Here is a 19,536-nt window from a genome sequence, read left to right as displayed (position 1 = left end):
AAAGCGCTCCTGTGCATTGCGGCCGGCGCGGCCGCAATGCCTTCCGACAGCCTGTTTGCTTCCGAATTGCCATGTTCAGTACCGCCTTTCTCGATATCCCCCCTCTTTCCCGCGCGCAGGGTACGGTGAGCCTGCCGGGCTCCAAGAGCATCTCGAACCGCGTGCTGCTGCTCGCGGCACTGAGCCAGGGCACGACCGTGGTCCACGACCTGCTCGACTCGGACGACACGCGCGTCATGCTCCGGGCCCTGCAGCAACTGGGCTGCACGGTGGAGCCCGCAACCATCACCCTCGGCCAGCCCGTGCGCATCACCGGCCTGGGCGGCGTCCTGCCCTCTGGCGCCAGCGCCGAACTGTTCATGGGCAACGCCGGCACAGCAATGCGGCCGCTGACGGCAGCCCTGTCCGTGCTGGGCGGCGACTTCAAGCTCAGCGGCGTGCCGCGCATGCATGAGCGCCCCATCGGCGATCTGGTCGATGCGCTGCGCCAGCTCGGCTGCCGCATCGACTATCTGGGCAACGAGGGCTTTCCTCCGCTGCATATCCGCCAGCCCGATTCCTCGCAGTTGCCGCACAACCCCATCCAGGTGCGTGGCGATGTCTCCAGCCAGTTCCTGACCTCGCTGCTCATGGCGCTGCCGCTGCTGGCCAACACGCGCGACATCACCATCGAAGTCGTGGGCGAGCTGATCTCCAAGCCCTACATCCACATCACGCTGGAATTGCTGGCCCGCTTCGGCATTGCCGTGCACAACGAGAACTGGCAGCGCTTCACCATCCCGGCCGGCAGCCGCTACAGCTCGCCGGGCGAGATCCATGTCGAGGCAGACGCCTCGTCGGCCAGCTACTTCATCGCACTGGGCGCCATCGCCTCGGACAGCGCCGAAGGCATCCGCATCCTCGGCGTGGGACTGGACTCCATCCAGGGCGATATCCGCTTTGTCGAGGCCGCGCGCGCCATGGGCGCCGAGGTGGAAGGCGGCCCCAACTGGCTGCGCATCCGCCGTGGCGCATGGCCGCTCAAGGCCATCGACCTGGACTGCAACCACATCCCCGATGCCGCCATGACGCTGGCCGTCATGGCCCTGTATGCCGATGGCACGACCACGCTGCGCAACATCGCAAGCTGGCGTGTCAAGGAAACCGACCGCATCGCGGCCATGACCAAGGAACTGCGCAAGCTGGGCGCCGATGTCGAGGAGGGCGCGGACTACATCCGCATCACGCCGCCCGCGTCCACCGCCGCATGGCGTGCGGCCAGCATCCACACCTATGACGACCACCGCGTGGCCATGTGCTTCTCGCTGGCGGCCTTCAATCCGGCCGCCCTGCCCGTGCGCATCGAAGACCCCAAGTGCGTCGCCAAGACCTTCCCCGACTACTTCGAAGCCCTGTTCTCGGTCTGCGAGACGGCGCGCGCGCGCATTCCCGTGATCTGCATCGATGGCCCCACGGCCTCGGGCAAGGGCACGATTGCCGCCGAGGTCGCCCAGGCTCTTGGCTACCACCTGCTGGACTCGGGCGCGCTGTACCGGCTCACGGGGCTGGCCGCATCGCGCGCCGGCCTGGTGCTGGATGAACCGCACGCCCAGCAGATCGCCGTGCTGGCGCGTGAGCTGCCCGTGCGCTTTGACGCCGAGCAGCGCATCTGGCTGGGTGACGAGGATGTCACCCTCATCCTGCGCAGCGAGGAGTCGGGCATGAACGCCTCGCGCGTCTCGGCCCTGCCTGCCGTGCGCGACGCGCTGGTGGACCTGCAGCTGTCCTTCCAGCAGCTTCCGGGGCTGGTTGCCGATGGCCGCGACATGGGCACGGTGATCTTTCCCCATGCTCCCCTCAAGGTCTATTTGTCGGCCTCCGCCGCCTGTCGCGCCGAGCGCCGGCATAAGCAGTTGATTTCCAAAGGAATTGCCGCTAACATAAGCGCCCTTCGGGCTGACCTTGAAGCACGCGATGCGCGGGACATGAACCGCAGCGTCGCACCGCTCAAGCCCGCCCAGGATTCCATGCTGCTTGACAGCTCCGAACTCTCCATCGAAGAGGTGGCAGAGCAGGTGCTTTCGTGGTGGCAGGAACGCCAGCCGTTCGGCCGCGACTGATTGCCAGTTGCGCCGCACGTCGGCAAACCCGCCCTCCGGGCCCAGACATGGCGGCACCGCCCCATGTACGGCCCGAGGTCCATAGACTCCAACACAGTGGTTGAACCCACAACACCTCCGCAAACAGTCCTAGAAACGCCTGGCAATAGTGCCAGCGGAAACCTGCTTGCGGGCAAGGAAATACATGTCTGAATCTTTTGCCTCCCTGTTTGAAGAATCGCTGCAACGCACGGAAATGCGTCCTGGCGAGGTCATCACCGCTGAAGTCGTGCGCGTCGAGCACAACTTCGTCGTCGTGAACGCTGGCCTGAAGTCGGAAGCCTACGTGCCAATCGACGAATTCAAGAACGACCAGGGAGAAATCGAAGTCCAGGTGGGCGACTTTGTGTCGGTCGCCATCGGCTCGATCGAAAACGGCTACGGCGACACCATCCTGTCGCGCGACACCGCCAAGCGCCTGGCCTCGTGGCTGGCTCTGGAAAAGGCCCTGGAATCGGGCGAATTCGTGACCGGCACGACCTCCGGCAAGGTCAAGGGCGGCCTGACGGTGCTGGTCAACGGCATCCGCGCCTTCCTGCCCGGTTCGCTGATCGACACCCGTCCGATCAAGGACCTGACTCCGTACGAAAACAAGACGATGGAGTTCAAGGTCATCAAGCTGGACCGCAAGCGCAACAACGTGGTGCTGAGCCGCCGCGCCGTGGTCGAAGCCTCGATGGGCGAAGAGCGCGCCAAGCTGATGGAAACGCTGAAGGAAGGCGCCATCGTTCAAGGCGTGGTCAAGAACATCACCGAATACGGTGCGTTCGTGGACCTGGGCGGCATCGACGGCCTGCTGCACATCACCGACATGGCATGGCGCCGCGTGCGTCATCCCTCGGAAGTCGTGCAGGCTGGCCAGGAAATCACCGCCAAGATCCTCAAGTTCGACACCGAGAAGAACCGTGTCTCGCTGGGTCTGAAGCAAATGGGCGACGACCCGTGGATGGGCGTTTCGCGCCGCTACCCCTCGAGCACCCGCCTGTTCGGCAAGGTCACGAACATTGCCGACTACGGCGCGTTCGTCGAGCTGGAACCCGGCATCGAAGGCCTGGTGCACGTCTCCGAAATGGACTGGACCAACAAGAACATTGCTCCGACCAAGCTCGTTACCCTGGGTGACGAAGTCGAAGTCATGGTGCTGGAGATCGACGAAGACAAGCGTCGCATCTCGCTGGGCATGAAGCAGTGCAAGGCCAACCCCTGGCAAGAGTTCGCGCAGAACACCAAGCGCGGCGACCGCGTCAAGGGCCCGATCAAGTCGATCACCGACTTCGGCGTGTTCGTGGGTCTGGCTGCCGGTATCGACGGCCTGGTGCACCTGTCCGACCTGTCCTGGAACGAGCCCGGCGAAGCCGCCGTGCGCAACTACAAGAAGGGCCAGGAAGTCGAAGCCATCGTGCTGGCCGTGGACGTCGAGCGCGAGCGCATCTCCCTGGGCATCAAGCAGCTGGACAGCGATCCCTTCACGACCTTCGTGACCGTGAACGACAAGGGCCAGATCGTGTCGGGCAAGGTCAAGACGGTGGACGCACGTGGTGCTGAAATCGACCTGGGCGAAGACATCATCGGTTACCTGCGTGCTTCGGAAATCGCCGTGGACCGCGTGGAAGATGCCCGCTCGGTGCTGAAGGAAGGCGACGAGATCACCGCCGTGGTGGTCAATGTGGATCGCAAGACCCGCAACATCCAGCTGTCGATCAAGGCCAAGGACCAGGTCGACCAGCAAGAAGCCATGGCTTCCCTGTCCGCTCAGTCGGCCAAGGAAAACGCCGGCACGACCAGCCTGGGCGCCCTGCTGCGCGCCAAGCTGGACAACTCCGACAAGTAATCAGCAGCCAGTCTGCTGACCGCTGAAGGTCGGATGCGACGGGCGCCTCCGGGCGCCCGTCGCCATTTCAACCCCTGATTCCTATCCTTGATGACCCGATCCGATCTCGTCGAAGAACTCGCCGCCCGCTTTGGCCAACTGAGCCAGCGCGATGCCGAGCAGGCCGTCAAGACGATTCTTGACGCCGTCAGCGATGCCCTGGTGCGAGGCCATCGCATCGAAATCCGCGGCTTTGGCAGTTTCTCGGTCAACCATCGCCCGCCCCGCATGGGCCGCAATCCCCGCAGTGGCGAGGCCGTCCACATTCCGTCCAAGCGCGTGCCGCACTTCAAGCCCGGCAAGGCCCTGCGCGAAGCCGTGGACCTGCGCCCCGGCGCGGCCATCGATACAGACAACACAGGCTCCGGCACAGGCACCGGCCCTGCCGCCTGAAAGCGGGCTGACCGGCTGCGCGCGCCGCAGCCGCCCTCTCCGCCAGGCTCTAGAATCGTTCCCGTCACACAAGGGAACACATGAAGTACTTCCTGTGGCTGCTCAAGGCGGCCATTTTTTTTACGCTGTTCGCTTTCGCCCTGAACAACCAGCAGGACGCGACGGTGCACTTCTTCTTCGGCACCTCCTGGACTGCGCCGCTGGTATTGGTGGTGCTGGCCGCCTTCGCCCTGGGCCTGATCGTGGGCGTTCTGGGCATGGTGCCGCGCTGGCTCAAGCACCGCAACGCCGCGCGCTCGACCCAGGCCACGGTGCCTGCCGCGGCCGAGGCACCGCAAGCGGCCACGGCGCCCAAGCCCGCCCCATCCCCCATCCTGCCGGGCGACGTGCATGGAATTTGATCTGAGCTGGATATTGCTGGGCCTGCCCGTCGCCTTCGTGCTGGGCTGGCTGGCCTCGCGCTGGGACCTGAGGCAGATTCGCGCCGAAAACCGCCAGGCGCCCAAGGCCTATTTCAAGGGCCTGAACTTCCTGCTCAACGAGCAGCAGGACAAGGCCATAGACGCCTTCATCGAAGCCGTGCAGAACGACCCCGACACTTCGGAGCTGCACTTCGCGCTGGGCAACCTCTTTCGCCGCCGTGGCGAATACAACCGCGCCGTGCGCGTGCACGAACACCTGCTGTCGCGCGGCGACCTCAGCCGCGTGGACCGCGACCGCGCCCAGCACGCGCTGGCCCAGGACTTTCTGAAGGCAGGCCTGCTCGATCGCGCCGAGGACGCGCTGCGCCGCCTGGAAGGCACGGCCTTCGAGGCCGAAGCCCGCCTGGCCCTGCTGGCCATCTACGAACGCTCGCGCGACTGGACACAGGCCGCCGCCATTGCGCGCCGCATGCAGGAAGCCAACCAGGGCGACTTCAGCGGCCGCCTGGCCCACTACCTCTGCGAAGACGCCCAGGCCCTGTTGACCCAGGGCCAGCAGGCCGAGGCACTGCAGCGGCTGCAGCAGGCCATCACCACCGCCCCACAGGCCGCACGCCCGCGCCTGGAGCACGCGCAGCTGCAGCACCGCATGGGGCAATCGACCCAGGCCCTGCACACGTTGGAAAGCCTGGCCGAGCAGTCCCCTGCCTCGCTGCCGCTGGCGGCTCAGCTGCTGGTGGACATTGCCGCCGCCACGGGCCAGCGCCAACACATCCACCAACTGCTCAGCCAGCAGTACGAGCAGGCGCCCTCGCTGGATCTGCTGCAGGCGCTGGTCGCGCTGGACGCTCAAATCGAAGAACAGAGCAACGATGGTGAAACCAAGGCACCGGGACGCGCACGCCTGGTCCAGCATCTGGACAGGGAGCCCTCCCTGGTGGCTGCCGCGCAGTGGCTGGCAGGCGAGAAGCTGGCCGAGGAGCAGTACCACCCGGCCGTGCAACGCGCGCTGGACCACGCGGCCAAGCCGCTGACCCGCTACCGCTGCGCGGCCTGCGGCTTCGAGGCACGCCAGCATTTCTGGCATTGCCCCGGCTGCCAGAGCTGGGACAGCTATCCGGCCCGGCGCGTCGAGGAGCTGTGATGCAGGGCAGGCGCGAGAAGCAGCTCCCCCTGCATCGCGTCACCCCCATTGGCAAACACGGCATGGACGGTGTATTTTCAGAGTATTCCTAGAAACCGCCTTGGCAGGCGCATGGCCATTGACTTTGCACACGTTCGGCCATGCCTGCACGGGCCTGCTGGCCCCCTTCACCGCCTAGCCGCACGCCAAGGCCCTGCATAAGATGCCTCTGGGTCGCAATGTTGCGGCCCTCAACATTTTGGGATCAGGAGGTTTGTATGTTCAGAAAACTGATGGCTGGCTTCATTGCACTGCTGTGGTCCGTGATGGCCCTGGCTGCCGTGGAAGTCAACAAGGCGAATGAAGCCGAACTGACATCCATCAAGGGCATTGGCCCGGCCATGTCGGCACGCATTCTCGAGGAGCGCAAATCTTCCGCCTTCAAGGACTGGCCCGATTTCATTGCCCGCGTCAAAGGCGTGGGCGAACCGACCGCCGCCAAGTTCTCGGGTGACGGCCTGACGGTCAATGGCGCCAGCTACAAGGGCCAGGGAGCCAAGCCCGCTGTAAAGGATACGGCGGCCAAGGATGCCAAGGATACCAAGGACACGGCAGCCAAAGGCACCAAGCCGACCAAGGACCAGGCCGCCAAACCGGCCACGCCGGCCAAGGCCGGCGCGGCCTCCTGAGTACGCCAACTGTCTCTATCCAACCCGCTTCGGCGGGTTTTTCATGCGTACTACCCTCGGGGTATGCGCGGCCATAGCCTGAAACATGCTCAGGTTTTCATAGCGAAGCAAAAAACCTTGCCCGTAAAATGAACCGCCCATGCCCCTGATCACCCTCATCCTCCTACCCTTCATCGGCAGCCTGATTGCCGCAATGCTGCCCGCCAATGCGCGCAATACGGAGTCAACGCTGGCCGGCGTCATTGCTCTGGGCTGCGCCATCCAGACGGCATTGCTGTTCCCCCAGATCGCCGATGGGGAGGTGCTGCGCCAGGAGATCGAGTGGCTGCCGGCACTGGGGCTGAATCTGGTGATCCGCATGGACGGCTTTGCCTGGTTGTTCTGCATGCTGGTGCTGGGCATCGGTTCGCTGGTGGTGCTTTATGCGCGCTACTACATGTCGCCGGCCGATCCCGTGCCGCGCTTTTTCTCGTTTTTTCTGGCCTTCATGGGCGCGATGGCGGGCGTGGTGCTGTCGGGCAACATCATCCAGATTGCCTTCTTCTGGGAGCTGACCAGCCTCTTCTCCTTTCTTCTGATCGGCTATTGGCACCATCGCAAGGATGCACGCCGGGGCGCGCGCATGGCGCTGACGGTGACGGGAACGGGCGGCCTGGCCATGCTGGCCGGCATGCTGGTGCTGGGCCACATCGTGGGCAGCTATGACCTGGACAACGTGCTCATCGCCGGCCAGCAGGTGCGCGACCACCAGCTGTACCTGGTCGCCCTGGTGCTGATCCTGCTGGGCGCACTGACCAAGAGCGCGCAGTTCCCCTTCCACTTCTGGCTGCCGCACGCCATGGCCGCGCCCACGCCGGTGTCGGCCTACCTGCACTCCGCCACCATGGTCAAGGCCGGCGTCTTCCTGCTGGCACGCATGTGGCCCGTGCTGGGTGACACCGATGCCTGGTTCTGGCTGGTGGGCGGAGCCGGCGCGGCAACGCTGCTCATCGGTGGCTATCTGGCCATGTTCCAGCACGATCTCAAGGGATTGCTGGCCTATTCGACGATTTCCCACCTGGGCCTGATCACGCTGCTGCTGGGCCTCAACAGCAAGCTGGCCGCCGTGGCTGCGGTGTTCCACATCATGAACCACGCGACCTTCAAGGCCTCGCTGTTCATGGCCGCAGGCATCGTTGACCATGAAAGCGGCACGCGCGACATCCGCCGCCTCTCGGGCCTGCGGCACATGATGCCCATCACGGCCACGCTGGCCTGCGTGGCCAGTGCGGCCATGGCGGGCGTGCCGCTGCTCAACGGCTTCCTGTCCAAGGAAATGTTCTTCGCCGAGACCGTCTATCTGGACGCTGCCCCCTGGGTGCGCACGGCCCTGCCCGTGGCCGCCACGGTGGCGGGCATGTTCAGCGTGGCCTATTCGCTGCGCTTCACCATTGACGTCTTCTTCGGTCCCAAGGCCACCGACCTGCCGCACGAGCCGCACGAGCCGCCGCACTGGATGCGCGTGCCCGTCGAATTGCTGGTGCTGGCCTGCCTGGTGGTCGGCATGCTGCCCGCGTGGGCGGTGGGCAGCTTCCTTGCAGCGGCCGCCACGCCCGTGGTCGGCGGCGATCTGCCCGAGTACAGCCTGGCCATCTGGCACGGCTGGAACATGCCCTTGATCATGAGCCTGGTCGCCCTGATTGGCGGCATCCTGCTGTACATGCTGCTGCGCTGGCAGCGCCAGGCCGGCCACATCGATAACGCACCGCTGGTGGGCACGCTCAGCGGCCAGCGCATCTTCGAGAACCTGCTGGCCCGCCTGTCCCTGCTGGGCCGCTGGTCACGCCGGCGCCTGTCCACCATGCGCCTGCAGTGGCAGATGCTGTGGCTGGTGTGCACCGCCGTGCTGGCGGGCGTTCTGCCGCTGTGGCTGCAGGGCATCAAGCTGGGCGATCGGGGCATGCTGCCGCTGTCGCCCGCCTTCGTGCTGCTGTGGGCCGTGGGCATTCTCTGCGCCCTGGGCACGGCCTGGAAGGCCAAGTACCACCGGCTGACCGCGCTGATCATGCTGGGCGGCGCCGGCCTGTGCACCTGCCTGACCTTCCTGTGGTTCTCGGCACCCGATCTGGCGCTGACCCAGCTGGTGGTCGAGGTCGCCACCACGGTGCTGATGCTGCTGGGCCTGCGCTGGATGCCCAAGCGCGACAAGAGCCTGCACATTCCCGTGCTGTCCGCCGAGCTGCGAGCCCGCTCGCGCCGCATGCGCGACCTGCTGCTGTCGCTGGTGGCCGGGGGCGGCATGGCCTGGCTGGCCTTCGCCATGATGAGCCGCCCCTTCTATGACGGCGCCTCCACCTTCTTCCTCGAACATGCGCTCAGCGACGGCGGCGGCACCAATGTGGTCAACGTCATGCTGGTGGACTTCCGTGGCTTCGACACCTTCGGCGAAATCGTGGTGCTGGGCATCGTGGCCCTGGTGGTCTATGCCCTGCTGCGGCGCTTCCGCCCGGCGCGCGAGACGCTGGACCTTCCCGAGCAGCAGCGCTACGTGCCAGGCGACCTGCAGACCGATCTGTTCAATCCGCGCAATGCCGGCGATACGGCCGTGGGCTACCTGATGGTGCCCGCCGTGCTGGTCCGCCTGCTGCTGCCTTTCGCGGCCCTGGTCTCGGTCTACATCTTCATGCGCGGCCACAACGAACCCGGAGGCGGCTTCGTCGCCGGCCTGGTGTTCTCGGTCGCCTTGCTGATGCAGTACATCATCTCCGGCACGCAGTGGGTCGAGGCCCACTTGCCGATCTTCCCGCGCCGATGGATCGGTGTCGGCCTGCTGTTCGCACTGGGTACCGGCATGGGCTCCATCGTGGCCGGCTATCCCTTCCTCACCAGCCACACCTTCCATATGACCCTGCCAGTCGTCGGCGACGTGCATCTCGCCAGCGCCCTGTTCTTCGACATCGGTGTGTTCTCGCTGGTGGTGGGCGCGACCATGCTCATTCTGACGGCCATCGCCCACCAATCGGTGCGCAGCCACCGCTACCACGCCCGCCTGCTGGAGGAGCAGCAACAACAGGCCGAGGAGGCCGAAGCCGCCGTGCAGCAGGCCACCGCTGCAGCCCTGGCGCGAGGAGGTTTCTGATGGAAGTCGTGCTTGCCATTGCCATCGGCGTACTGACCGGCTCGGGCGTGTGGCTGCTGCTGCGCCCACGGACCTACCAGGTCATCATGGGGCTGGCCCTGCTGTCGTATGCGGTCAACCTGTTCATCTTCAGCATGGGCCGCCAGGGCCTGGCCATTGACAAGGAGCCCGTGCTGCGGGCCGGCGTACCGCAGGATCTCGCGCACTATGCCGATCCCATGCCCCAGGCGCTGGTGCTCACGGCCATCGTGATCGGCTTTGCCATGACGGCGCTGTTCCTCGTGGTGCTGCTGGCCTCGCGCGGCACCACCGCCACCGACCATGTGGACGGAGCCCATTCCCGCACCGAGCAGGAGATGCCATGAACGAGCTGACCGCCCGTCTCATGCCGCACCTGATGCTGGCGCCCATCGTGCTGCCCATGCTCTCGGCAGCGCTCATGCTGCTGCTGCGCGAGGAGCGCCAGCGCGTGAAGTTCGCCCTCGGCCTGGTGTCCACCGTGCTGGGCCTGGGCGTGGCCGTGCTGCTGATGCTGTGGACCGACCAGGCCGGCGCACCCGTCAACCTGGGCGTCTACATGCCGGGCAACTGGCCCATGCCCTTCGGCATCTCGCTGGCGCTGGACCGCCTGACCGGCATGATGCTGGTGCTGACCTACACGGTGGCCCTGGCCTCGCTGATCTTCTCCAGCGCCCGCTGGCACCGCGCGGGGATGCACTTTCACTCGCTGTTCCAGTTCCAGCTGATGGGCCTGAGCGGCGCCTTCCTCACGGCGGACCTGTTCAACCTGTTCGTGTTCTTCGAGATCATGCTCGCGGCCTCCTACGGCCTGCTGCTGCATGGCTCGGGCCGGGCGCGCATCCAGGCGGGCCTGCACTACATCGCCATCAACCTGGCCGCCTCATCGCTGTTCCTCATCGGCGTGTCCATGCTCTACGGCCTGACCGGCACGCTGAACATGGCAGACCTGGCGCGCGCCATTCCCCAGATCAGCAGTGCCGACCGCGGGCTGCTGCATTCGGCAGCGGCCATCCTGGGCATCGCCTTCCTGACCAAGGCGGCCATGTGGCCGCTGAACTTCTGGCTGGTGCCGGCCTACAGCGCGGCCACCGCGCCCGTCGGTGCCGTGTTCGCGCTCATGACCAAGGTGGGCGTCTACGTGGTGCTGCGGCTGTGGACGCTGCTGTTCAGCTCCGAGGCCGGCTCCTCCGCCCTGTTCGGCAGCACCTGGCTGATCGTCGGCGGCATGCTGACCATGGCCTTCGGCGGCCTGGGCATGCTGGGCTCGCAGCGCCTGACGCATATCGCGGGCTTTGCGGCCATCCTGTCGTCGGGCACCCTGCTGGCTGCCACGGGCTTTGGCCAGAACGCGCTGACGGCGGGGTTGCTGTACTACCTGCCCAGCTCCACCCTGGCCGTGAGCGCGCTCTTCCTGATTGCCGACGTGGTGGACCGCTGGCGTGTGGATGACGACGCGGGCGAGCCCTATGAAGACGATGAGGCGCCCTTCCTCAACGCCGAGCTGCTTCCCACCGAGGGATTCAACCTTGACGAATCCGAAGAGGTGCTGATCGGCCGCGCCATTCCCGCCGCAGCCGCCTTCATCGGCCTGAGCTTCATGCTGGCCACCCTGGTGGTCACCGGCCTGCCCCCGCTGTCGGGCTTCGTGGGCAAGTTCGCCATGCTGTCTGCCCTGCTCAACCCGCTGGGCCTGGGCAACTCCAGCGGCTTCCAGGCCGGCTGGGCCGGCTGGGTGCTGGTGGCGCTGATGATCATCACCGGGCTGCTGGCCCTGCTGTCGCTGGTGCGCGCCGGCATACGCCACTTCTGGGCGACCGAGGAGCAGAACTCCCCCTCGCTGCGCGTGGTCGAAGGCCTGCCCATCGCCTTGCTGCTGGCCTGCTGCGTGGCACTGACGATGCGCGGCGGCGAGCTGATGGGCTACACCCAGCGCGCAGCCGATGCGCTGCTGGCGCCCGATGTCTATGTACGCTCCGTCATGGGCACGCAGCCCGAGCCCAGCCCGGCAGAAAAGAAGGCTCGCCTGGAAGCCGGCCCTGAAGGCGCGGCACGCGCCGCGGCCCAGGCCAGTGGCGCGCCCATACCCGCAGGCATAGGCGATGCAGGCACGACGGCGGGCAAGGAGGATTCCCGATGATGAAAACCTTGCTGCCCGCGCCGCTGCTGTCGGTGGCGCTGTTCCTGCTGTGGCTGCTGCTCAACCGTTCGTTCAGCAGTGGACAGATCCTGCTCGGCGCCTTGCTGGGTCTGCTGCTGCCGCTGCTGCTGCGCGGCCTGCGCCCCTTGCCCGTGCGGGTGCGCCATCCGCTGACCATCCTGCGCCTGGCGCTGCGCGTGGTCTGGGACACCTCGTTGTCCAACTTCAACGTCGTGCGGTTCATGCTGTTTCCGGGCATGCGCAAGCACCCGGCCAACTTCGTGCGCATCCCGTTGGAACTGCGCGATCCCAACGGCCTGGCCGTGCTCGCCATGATCGTGTGCATCACGCCCGGCACGGCCTGGGCCGAGATCTCGCGCGACCGCTCGCAGCTCATGCTGCATGTGCTGGAGGTCGATGATCCCGAGGAGATCGTCCAGCACGTCAAGCGTTGCTACGAGCGCCCCCTGATGGAGATTTTCGAATGATGCCCTGGTTCCACTGGACTTTGATGTTCGCGCTGGGCCTGCTGGTCGCGGCCATGGGTTGCGCCGTGCTGCGCCTGCTCAAGGGCCCGCACGCCCAGGACCGCGTGCTGGCGCTGGACTGCATGTACCTCAACGGCATGCTGGCCATGCTGCTCATGGGCATCATCTACGACAGCACAAGCTACTTCGAGGCGGCCTTGCTGGTCGCGCTGTTCGGCTGCGTGGGCTCCACCGCCATGGCCAAGTTCCTGCTGCGCGGCGAGGTGATCGAATGACGCCGGAGACCACACTGCCGCTGTGGTGCCAGATCCTGGTTGCCGCGCTGGCGCTGGGGGGCGCCATCATCGCCTTCCTGGGCTCCATGGGACTTTGGCGGCTGGGCAGCTATTTCGAGCGCGTGCATGCGCCCTCCATCATCGCCACCATGGGCTGCTGGCTGATCATGCATGCCACCTGGATCTACTTTTCCGTCAGTGGCCAGAGCCTGGCCGTGCATGCGCTGCTGATTGCGGTCTTCATTTCCGTGACCGTGCCCATCACCACCATCTTCCTGATGCGCGCAGCCCTGTTCCGCGCGCGCCGTGCGGGCCAGGACGTGCCGCCGCCGCTGAGCACCGTCGTGCGCAACGAACCGGCCGAGCACCCGGACGTCTGAAATCGCTTGCGGCGCCTGAAAATGCCCGCCCATTGCCGGTGGCGGGCCCCAGGCCCAAGCCCTGCCCAACTGCTCAGCATACGAATCTGCCACCGGCCCCGTCAATGCGCAAAGCAACGGATACGCGAGCCCCGCGGCTATGAGTTTGTGAGCGTATAGTGCAGTCATCATCTGCGCTGGCAACGCATTTGATGGAACGGCCACAGGCGTGGCCGCCCTGGGTTTTTCTGTGTACGAGGGTTCATGCAAATCTCTTCCCCCCTGACCGATACCGATCTGGCCAACGGCTGGTCGGCCCTTCACAACCAGGCGCACAACGGCATGGCATTGCAGCAGAATTCCAATCGCCTCGCCTTCGCGGACCCGGAATTCATGTTCCGCCGCGAGACCCGCGGCATCCGCATGCAGCTGGAGCTGCTCAAGCCCGACCTGGCGCAGATCGAACGCGGCATAGAAAACACCGTCGTGGTCTATGGCAGCGCGCGCTTCGTGGACCTGGAGCAGGCCGAGCAGCAACTGGCCGACGCGCAGGCCAGCGGCGATGCACAGCGCATTGCAGTGGCCGAGCGCGCCGTGCGCAACGCCCACCGCTACGAGCAGGCCCGCGCCTTCACGCGCATCGTGGCCGCCGACAGCCTGAACCAGCCGCCCGAGGAGCGCCTCTATATCTGCACCGGCGGCGGCCCCGGCATCATGGAGGCGGCCAACCGTGGCGCCCATGATGTGGGCGCACCCAGCATCGGCCTGAACATCGAGCTGCCGCACGAGCAAAACGGCAACCGCTTCATCTCGCCGGACCTGAGCTTCAAGTTCCACTACTTCGCCTTGCGCAAGATGCATTTCATGATGCGCGCCAAGGCCCTGGTGGCCTTCCCCGGCGGCTTCGGCACGCTGGACGAGCTGTTCGAGGTGCTGACCCTGATGCAGACCGGCAAGACGCATTCCGTGCCCGTGATCCTGTTCGGCACCGAGTTCTGGAAGCGGCTGCTCAACATCGACCTGATGATCGAGGAAGGCACGATCTCGCCCAAGGACCTGCAGCTGTTCCGCTATACCGATGATCCGGTGGAGGCCTGGGCGCTGATCAAGCAGTTCCACGCTGGCGGCTGGTAAGCCGCAGCGGCCGGCAGGCCGCCACCGCATCGCAAGGCGATCTGCGCACCAAGGCGCAGGTCGCCTTTTTCATTCCGGCTTGCGCGGCGGCAATCCCATGAACCAGGCCGTGCGGATGCCCGAGGCCACGGCTGCGCCCACAACCCAGAACAGCGCAGACACGCCGATCAGCGCCCCCGCCGAGCCGAACAGCACGGGCATGGCCACGCTGGAGGCATTGATGGCCATGAGCCGCAGGCCCAGCGCCTCGCCATGGCGGTGCTCGGGCGTGATCTGGTGCAGCATGCTCATGACCATGGGCTGCACCGAGCCCAGCGAAAAGCCCAGCAGCACCGAGCACACGCCCATGGTCAGTGCCGAGTCCATGAAGGGGTACAGCGCAAAGACGAAGGCGGTGATGGCCATGGCGCCGGAGATCACGGCGCCTTCGCGCAGGCGCTCGGCCACCAGCGGCATGGCCAGGCGGATGGCGGCGGCCGCCACGGCAAAAATGCCCAGCAGCGTGCCGATGACCGAGGCGCTCAACCCCTTCTCATGGCCCAGCAGCGGCAGCACGAAGGTGTGCACATCCCAGCACGCCGACTGCAGCCAGTTGACCAGCAGCAGGTTGCGGAAATTGCGGTCGCGCAGCAGGTCCCAGGCATGCTGCTTGGGGCCGCCGATGGGCGCGCGCACGGGCGGCAGCTCATGCGTGTGGCGCACCCAGCTCCAGGCCAGCACGGGCACCAGGGCCAGCAGGCCGAAGGCGACGCGGTAGCCCATGGTGCTGCCCTCGCCTCCAAAATTCGCGTGATCGATCAGCAGCCCGGTGCTGAAAGGCCCGATGAAGTTGGAGATGGCCGGCCCTATGGCCAGCCAGCTGAACACCTTCTTGAGCGCCACGGCGTCGTGAGTGACCCGCCCTGCATGGCGCTGCACGGCAATCACCACCGCGCCGCTGGCACCGCCCGTCAGCAGCGCCACCAGGCACAGCACGGGATAGACCGGAAACGCCAGTGCCAGCGCACAGCCGCCGCTGGCCGCCAGCATGGACAGGAAAAACGGCTTGCGAAAACCATGCTTGTCCGCAAAGCGCCCGGCCGGCAGCGCCAGGAACACCTGGGTCAGCGCAAACAGCGCCAGCAAGATCCCCACGGCCGCCGCGCTGTAGCCCTGCTGCAGCGCCAGCAAAGGCGCGGCCAGCCGCATGCCGGCCATGGTGGCGTGCACGCTGACCTGGGCCATGATGACTTTGAACAGCGCCAGATTCATCTCAGTCCTGCTCCGACCCTGGCTCCATGCCTGCCGCCGTGTCCTTGTCGTCCGGCAGACCGGGCAGCCCTGCGCTCGAGGCCGGCGCGGGCAGCTCCTGCACATCGCGCAATTGCCGCTGGATGGCGCGCGTGCGAACACCCACCTGCTCGAAGCGCTTGGCGGCGGCATCGATGGATTTGCGCGTGGCATCCACCACCTCGCCGAACTTGGCGAACTCGGTCTTGACCTGGCCCAGCACGGCCCAGACCTCGGAGGAGCGCTTTTCGATGGCCAGCGTCTTGAAGCCCATCTGCAGGCTGCTGAGCATGGCCGCCAGATTGGCCGGGCCGGTGACCATCACGCGGCAGCCGTTTTGCACGGCCTCGACCAGGCCGGGGCGGCGCATGACCTCGGCAAACAGGCCTTCCGTGGGCAGGTAGAGCACGGCAAAGTCCGTGGTGTGGGGCGGGCTCACATACTTGCCATGGATCTTGCGGGCCTCGAACTTGATCGATGCCTCGAAGGCATTGCCGGCCGAGGCAATTGCCGCCTTGTCGGCCGCATCCTGGGCGTCGAGCAGGCGCTGGTACTGCTCCACCGGGTACTTGGCATCGATGGGCAGCCAGACCGGCGTCTCGTCGCTGCGTCCGGGCAGGCGGATGGCGAACTCCACCATATCGTCGCTGCCAGGCACGGTCTTGACGTTGCGCGCGTACTGCTCGGGCGTGAGCACGTTCTCGATGATGGCGCCCAGCTGCAGTTCGCCCCAGGTGCCGCGCGTTTTCACATTGGTCATCACGCGCTTGAGGTCGCCCACGCTGCCGGCCAGCGTCTGCATCTCGCCCAGGCCCTTGTGCACCTGCTCCAGCCGGTCGCTGACCAGCTTGAACGACTCGCCCAGGCGCTGCTCCAGCGTGGCATGCAGCTTCTCGTCCACCGTGCGCCGCATCTCCTCCAGCCGCGCCGCGTTGTCCGACTGGATGGTGGCCAGGCGCTCGTTGAGCGTGCCGCGCAGCTGTTCGGCATGGACCTGGCTGGATTGCGCCAGCCCGCCCAGCTGCTGCTGGATGTCGTTCTTGAGGGAGTCCAGCGTGCTGCGCGTGGTCTGCGCCAGCGCCTCGAAACGCTCCTGCACATGGGCGTTGAAGCGCTGCGTGCTTTCGCCCTGGGCCTCGCGGGCCTGGGCGCTGTCGGCGGCCAGGCGCACGGTGAGCCGGCCCAGTTCCATGCGAAAGGCTGCCAGCGCCTCGCCCTGCTCGCGCCGCGCGGCCTGTGCATCGAGCTGGGCCTGGGCCAGATGGGCCTGCAGCTGCTGCGACACACGGTCCAACCCACCGTCGCTCTTGGCCACGGCCATCTGCGTGGCCTGGGCGCCGCGCTCGAGCTGCTGCAGCCGCACATCCAGCATCTGCAGCGCCTGCAGCAACTGCTGCGGCGCCACCCCGTCATCGCGCTGCGCCGAGCGCCTGCATAGCAGCCAGATCACGGCCGCCTGCCCCAACAGCAGCACGGCCCATGCCGCCCACCACACTCCGGATATCTGGGTCAAGATCTTGCTTCAGCTCCATTCAGCGGGAAGCGGCCAGGGCCTGCCTTCCCGCGATTGTCGGGATACGGCACTCAGGCCTTGGCGCGCGCGCCTGCAGCCGCCGCCTCGGGCTGGTTGACAGGCGTGCGCGGGCCCTTGCCGCTCAGAAAGTCGATCAGGTTGTCGGCTGCCAGCTCGGCCATGGCGCTGCGCGTGCCCATGGTGGCGCTGGCGATGTGCGGGGTCAGCACGACATTGGGCACGGTCAGCAGCTCGGGATGGACCGAGGGCTCGCCCTCGAACACGTCCAGGCCGGCGGCGGCAATGGTCCTGTCGCGCAGCGCCCTGGCCAGCGCCGCGTCATCGACGATGCCGCCACGGGCGATGTTGATCAGCGTGGCCGTGGGCTTCATCCTTGCGATCTCGGCCGCGCCTATGGTGTGGTGGTTTTCCTTGGTGTAGGGCAGCACCAGCACCACATGGTCGGCCATGGCCAGCAGTTCGTCCTTGCCCACGTAGCCGGCCTTGCATTCGGCTTCCAGCTCAGGCGACAGGCGCGAGCGGTTGTGATAGACCACCTTCATGCCGAAGCCATGCGCACCGCGCCGGGCGATGCCCTGGCCGATGCGGCCCATGCCGATGATGCCCAGCGTGCTGCCGTGCACTTCCGAGCCGGCGAACAGGTCGTAGCGCCAGGAGTTCCACTTTCCAGCGCGCAGGTAGTGCTCGCTCTCGGTCACGCGGCGGGCCGTGGCCATGAGCAGGGCGAAGCCGAAGTCGGCCGTGGTCTCGGTCAGCACGTCGGGCGCGTTCGTGCCCTGCACGCCCGCTGCCGTCATCGCGGGCACGTCGAAGTTGTTGTAGCCCACGGCCATGTTGGCCACGACCTTCAGGCGCGGGCAGGCCGCCAGCAGTGCCGCATCGATGGTCTGCGAGCCTGTGGTCAGCACGCCGTCCTTGTCCTGCAGATGCGCGGCCAGTTCCTGCGGACTCCAGACCACGTCGTCCTGGTTGGACTCGACCTCGAAGTGCTGCTCCAGCTTGCGCACCACCTCGGGCGGGATGGCGCGGGCGATCAGGATGCGGGGTTTGCTTGCCATGTCTGTCTCTTTCCTTGTCTTGGCGGGAGGCGGTTCTTCAGCGGAACCAGATGAAGCTCATCAATACGAACAGCGGCACCAGAATGCCCAGCGACCAGGCCATGTAGCCGAAGAAGCTGGGCATCTTCACGCCGCGCTCCTCGGCAATGGCCTTGACCATCAGATTGGGCGCGTTGCCGATATAGGTGTTGGCACCCATGAACACCGCGCCCGCGGAGATGGCCGCCAGCGTGGAGGCCATCGTGGTCATCAGCTGCGCGGCGTCGCCCCCTGCGGTGTTGAAGAACACCAGGTAGGTCGGCGCGTTGTCGAGGAAGGAGGACAGCAGGCCCGTGGCCCAGAAGTACATCAGCGGATCGGGCGTGCCGTCGGCGCGCGTGACGGCGCCCACGATGGCGCCGAACGGCCCGCCCGTGCCCGCCTTGAGCATGGCGATCACGGGGATGATGGTCAGGAAGATGCCCGCGAACAGCTTGGCCACTTCCTGCATCGGCCCCCAGCCGAATTCGTTGGCCTGGTGCACGCTGCGCGGCGTGAGCCGCAGGGACAGCAGCGCCACCACGATCAGGCCCGCATCGCGCACCAGCCCCGGCAGGCCCACATGCGTGCCGGCCAGCACCAGCCCTGCATCGGTGCGCCACAGGCCGCTCATCAGCACCAGGGCCACCACGGCCAGCAGCAGCGCGAAGTTCACGCTGCCATCGAAGCCCAGGCGGCTGGCGCGGCCCGAGGCGTCGATGCTGGGCGTGGGATCGGGCAGGTCCGCCTCGCCGGCCTTGCGCAGCAGCCAGGTGTCGATCGCGTAGAAAAGGGCCAGCAGCACGCCGACCAGGAACAGGGTCTCGGTGAAGATGTGGCGCACCGTCCAGAAGAAGTCCACGCCCTTGAGAAAGCCCAGGAACAGCGGCGGATCGCCCAGCGGCGTCAGCGAGCCTCCGGCATTGGAGACGATGAAGATGAAGAACACCACCACATGCGCCTGGTGCCTGCGGTTGTCGTTGGCGCGCAGCAGCGGCCGGATCAGCAGCATCGATGCGCCCGTGGTTCCCATGAAGCTGGCCAGCACGGCGCCGATGGCCAGGATGGCCGTGTTCAGCCCCGGCGAGCCCTTGAGATTGCCGCGCACATAGATGCCGCCAGACACCGTGTACAGCGCCGTCAGCAGGATCACGAAGGGCAGGTACTCGGCCAGCAGCGCATGCACCAGATTGGCCAGGGCCGCACCCGCACCGAACACCGCTGCAAAGGGCAGCAGGAAGGCCAGCGCCCAGGCCGCCGTCAACTTGCCGAAATGCCGGTGCCAGAAATGGGGCTCCACCAGCGGCACCAGGGCAATCGACAGCAGCATGCCCGCAAAGGGCACGCCCCAGAGCACCGACAGCTGGCCCCCATCGATCTCGGCCGCCAGTGCCCAGGAGGGCACGCAGGCGACAAGCAGCACCAACAATCCACGCAAGGCCTTCATGGTCCCGTCTCCTCTTTGTTCTGTATTCACTGTCCCCTCCTGG

At 66.4% G+C, this 19,536-nt stretch carries 17 protein-coding genes; 13 read left to right on the top strand and 4 right to left on the bottom strand.

Annotated features, from left to right (window positions below; translation table 11 throughout):
- Nucleotides 1–71: 71 nt before the first annotated feature.
- The 13 genes from ACM14_RS01365 (at nucleotide 72) to ACM14_RS01305 (ending at nucleotide 14,167) form a co-directional block, all read left to right on the top strand.
- Nucleotides 72–2,099, top strand: a complete 2,028-nt coding sequence (locus tag ACM14_RS01365; protein ID WP_065345047.1) for a bifunctional 3-phosphoshikimate 1-carboxyvinyltransferase/cytidylate kinase — start codon at nucleotides 72–74, stop codon at nucleotides 2,097–2,099.
- Between the two features lie 166 nt (nucleotides 2,100–2,265).
- On the top strand, nucleotides 2,266–3,969 hold the full coding sequence (rpsA, locus tag ACM14_RS01360; RefSeq protein WP_288124655.1) for a 30S ribosomal protein S1: 1,704 nt from the start codon (nucleotides 2,266–2,268) through the stop codon (nucleotides 3,967–3,969).
- A gap of 90 nt (nucleotides 3,970–4,059) precedes the next feature.
- A complete protein-coding gene (locus ACM14_RS01355; protein WP_013801626.1) occupies nucleotides 4,060–4,401 on the top strand; it encodes an integration host factor subunit beta in 342 nt (113 codons plus the stop codon).
- A gap of 80 nt (nucleotides 4,402–4,481) precedes the next feature.
- Entirely contained in the window at nucleotides 4,482–4,802 is a 321-nt protein-coding gene (locus ACM14_RS01350; RefSeq protein ID WP_065345046.1) for a lipopolysaccharide assembly LapA domain-containing protein, read from the top strand.
- On the top strand, nucleotides 4,792–5,967 hold the full coding sequence (lapB, locus tag ACM14_RS01345) for a lipopolysaccharide assembly protein LapB (RefSeq protein ID WP_065345045.1): 1,176 nt from the start codon (nucleotides 4,792–4,794) through the stop codon (nucleotides 5,965–5,967). Before ACM14_RS01350 ends, lapB begins: the two co-directional genes overlap by 11 nt.
- Nucleotides 5,968–6,224: 257 nt before the next feature.
- Nucleotides 6,225–6,635 carry a helix-hairpin-helix domain-containing protein gene (locus ACM14_RS01340; protein WP_065345044.1) on the top strand — a complete coding sequence of 137 codons (411 nt, stop codon included), beginning with the start codon at nucleotides 6,225–6,227 and terminating at the stop codon, nucleotides 6,633–6,635.
- A gap of 139 nt (nucleotides 6,636–6,774) precedes the next feature.
- On the top strand, nucleotides 6,775–9,753 hold the full coding sequence (locus tag ACM14_RS01335; protein WP_065345043.1) for a monovalent cation/H+ antiporter subunit A: 2,979 nt from the start codon (nucleotides 6,775–6,777) through the stop codon (nucleotides 9,751–9,753).
- Nucleotides 9,753–10,118, top strand: coding sequence for a Na+/H+ antiporter subunit C (locus tag ACM14_RS01330; protein WP_012206529.1), 366 nt, complete (start codon nucleotides 9,753–9,755; stop codon nucleotides 10,116–10,118). Before ACM14_RS01335 ends, ACM14_RS01330 begins: the two co-directional genes overlap by 1 nt.
- Entirely contained in the window at nucleotides 10,115–11,911 is a 1,797-nt protein-coding gene (locus tag ACM14_RS01325) for a monovalent cation/H+ antiporter subunit D (protein ID WP_012206530.1), read from the top strand. Before ACM14_RS01330 ends, ACM14_RS01325 begins: the two co-directional genes overlap by 4 nt.
- Nucleotides 11,908–12,399 carry a Na+/H+ antiporter subunit E gene (locus ACM14_RS01320; protein ID WP_013801620.1) on the top strand — a complete coding sequence of 164 codons (492 nt, stop codon included), beginning with the start codon at nucleotides 11,908–11,910 and terminating at the stop codon, nucleotides 12,397–12,399. Before ACM14_RS01325 ends, ACM14_RS01320 begins: the two co-directional genes overlap by 4 nt.
- Nucleotides 12,396–12,674 carry a K+/H+ antiporter subunit F gene (locus ACM14_RS01315; RefSeq protein ID WP_012206532.1) on the top strand — a complete coding sequence of 93 codons (279 nt, stop codon included), beginning with the start codon at nucleotides 12,396–12,398 and terminating at the stop codon, nucleotides 12,672–12,674. The genes ACM14_RS01320 and ACM14_RS01315 overlap by 4 nt, the downstream gene beginning before the upstream one ends.
- Nucleotides 12,671–13,054 carry a monovalent cation/H(+) antiporter subunit G gene (locus tag ACM14_RS01310; protein ID WP_012206533.1) on the top strand — a complete coding sequence of 128 codons (384 nt, stop codon included), beginning with the start codon at nucleotides 12,671–12,673 and terminating at the stop codon, nucleotides 13,052–13,054. Before ACM14_RS01315 ends, ACM14_RS01310 begins: the two co-directional genes overlap by 4 nt.
- A gap of 243 nt (nucleotides 13,055–13,297) precedes the next feature.
- The gene (locus tag ACM14_RS01305) at nucleotides 13,298–14,167 is read left to right on the top strand and encodes an LOG family protein (RefSeq protein ID WP_013801619.1); all 870 of its coding nucleotides are present in this window, start codon (nucleotides 13,298–13,300) and stop codon (nucleotides 14,165–14,167) included.
- A gap of 69 nt (nucleotides 14,168–14,236) precedes the next feature.
- Here the strand turns inward: ACM14_RS01305 and ACM14_RS01300 are convergent, their stop codons facing one another.
- The 4 genes from ACM14_RS01300 to ACM14_RS01285 form a co-directional block, all read right to left on the bottom strand.
- Nucleotides 14,237–15,418, bottom strand: a complete 1,182-nt coding sequence (locus ACM14_RS01300; protein ID WP_065345042.1) for an MFS transporter — start codon at nucleotides 15,416–15,418, stop codon at nucleotides 14,237–14,239.
- Between the two features lies 1 nt (nucleotide 15,419).
- Nucleotides 15,420–16,910, bottom strand: a complete 1,491-nt coding sequence (locus ACM14_RS01295) for a DNA recombination protein RmuC (RefSeq protein ID WP_034398730.1) — start codon at nucleotides 16,908–16,910, stop codon at nucleotides 15,420–15,422.
- Between the two features lie 110 nt (nucleotides 16,911–17,020).
- Complete coding sequence (locus tag ACM14_RS01290; RefSeq protein WP_065345041.1) at nucleotides 17,021–18,028, bottom strand: D-glycerate dehydrogenase; 1,008 nt, start codon at nucleotides 18,026–18,028, stop codon at nucleotides 17,021–17,023.
- Between the two features lie 37 nt (nucleotides 18,029–18,065).
- Nucleotides 18,066–19,493 carry a sodium:proton antiporter gene (locus ACM14_RS01285; protein WP_065345040.1) on the bottom strand — a complete coding sequence of 476 codons (1,428 nt, stop codon included), beginning with the start codon at nucleotides 19,491–19,493 and terminating at the stop codon, nucleotides 18,066–18,068.
- Nucleotides 19,494–19,536 lie beyond the last annotated feature (43 nt).

The sequence above is a fragment of the Delftia sp. JD2 genome, from assembly GCF_001682645.1.
Lineage (GTDB): Bacteria > Pseudomonadota > Gammaproteobacteria > Burkholderiales > Burkholderiaceae_C > Comamonas > Comamonas acidovorans.
The sequence above is the reverse complement of the archived record's forward strand: the minus strand, read 5'-3'. Positions and strand labels throughout refer to the sequence as shown.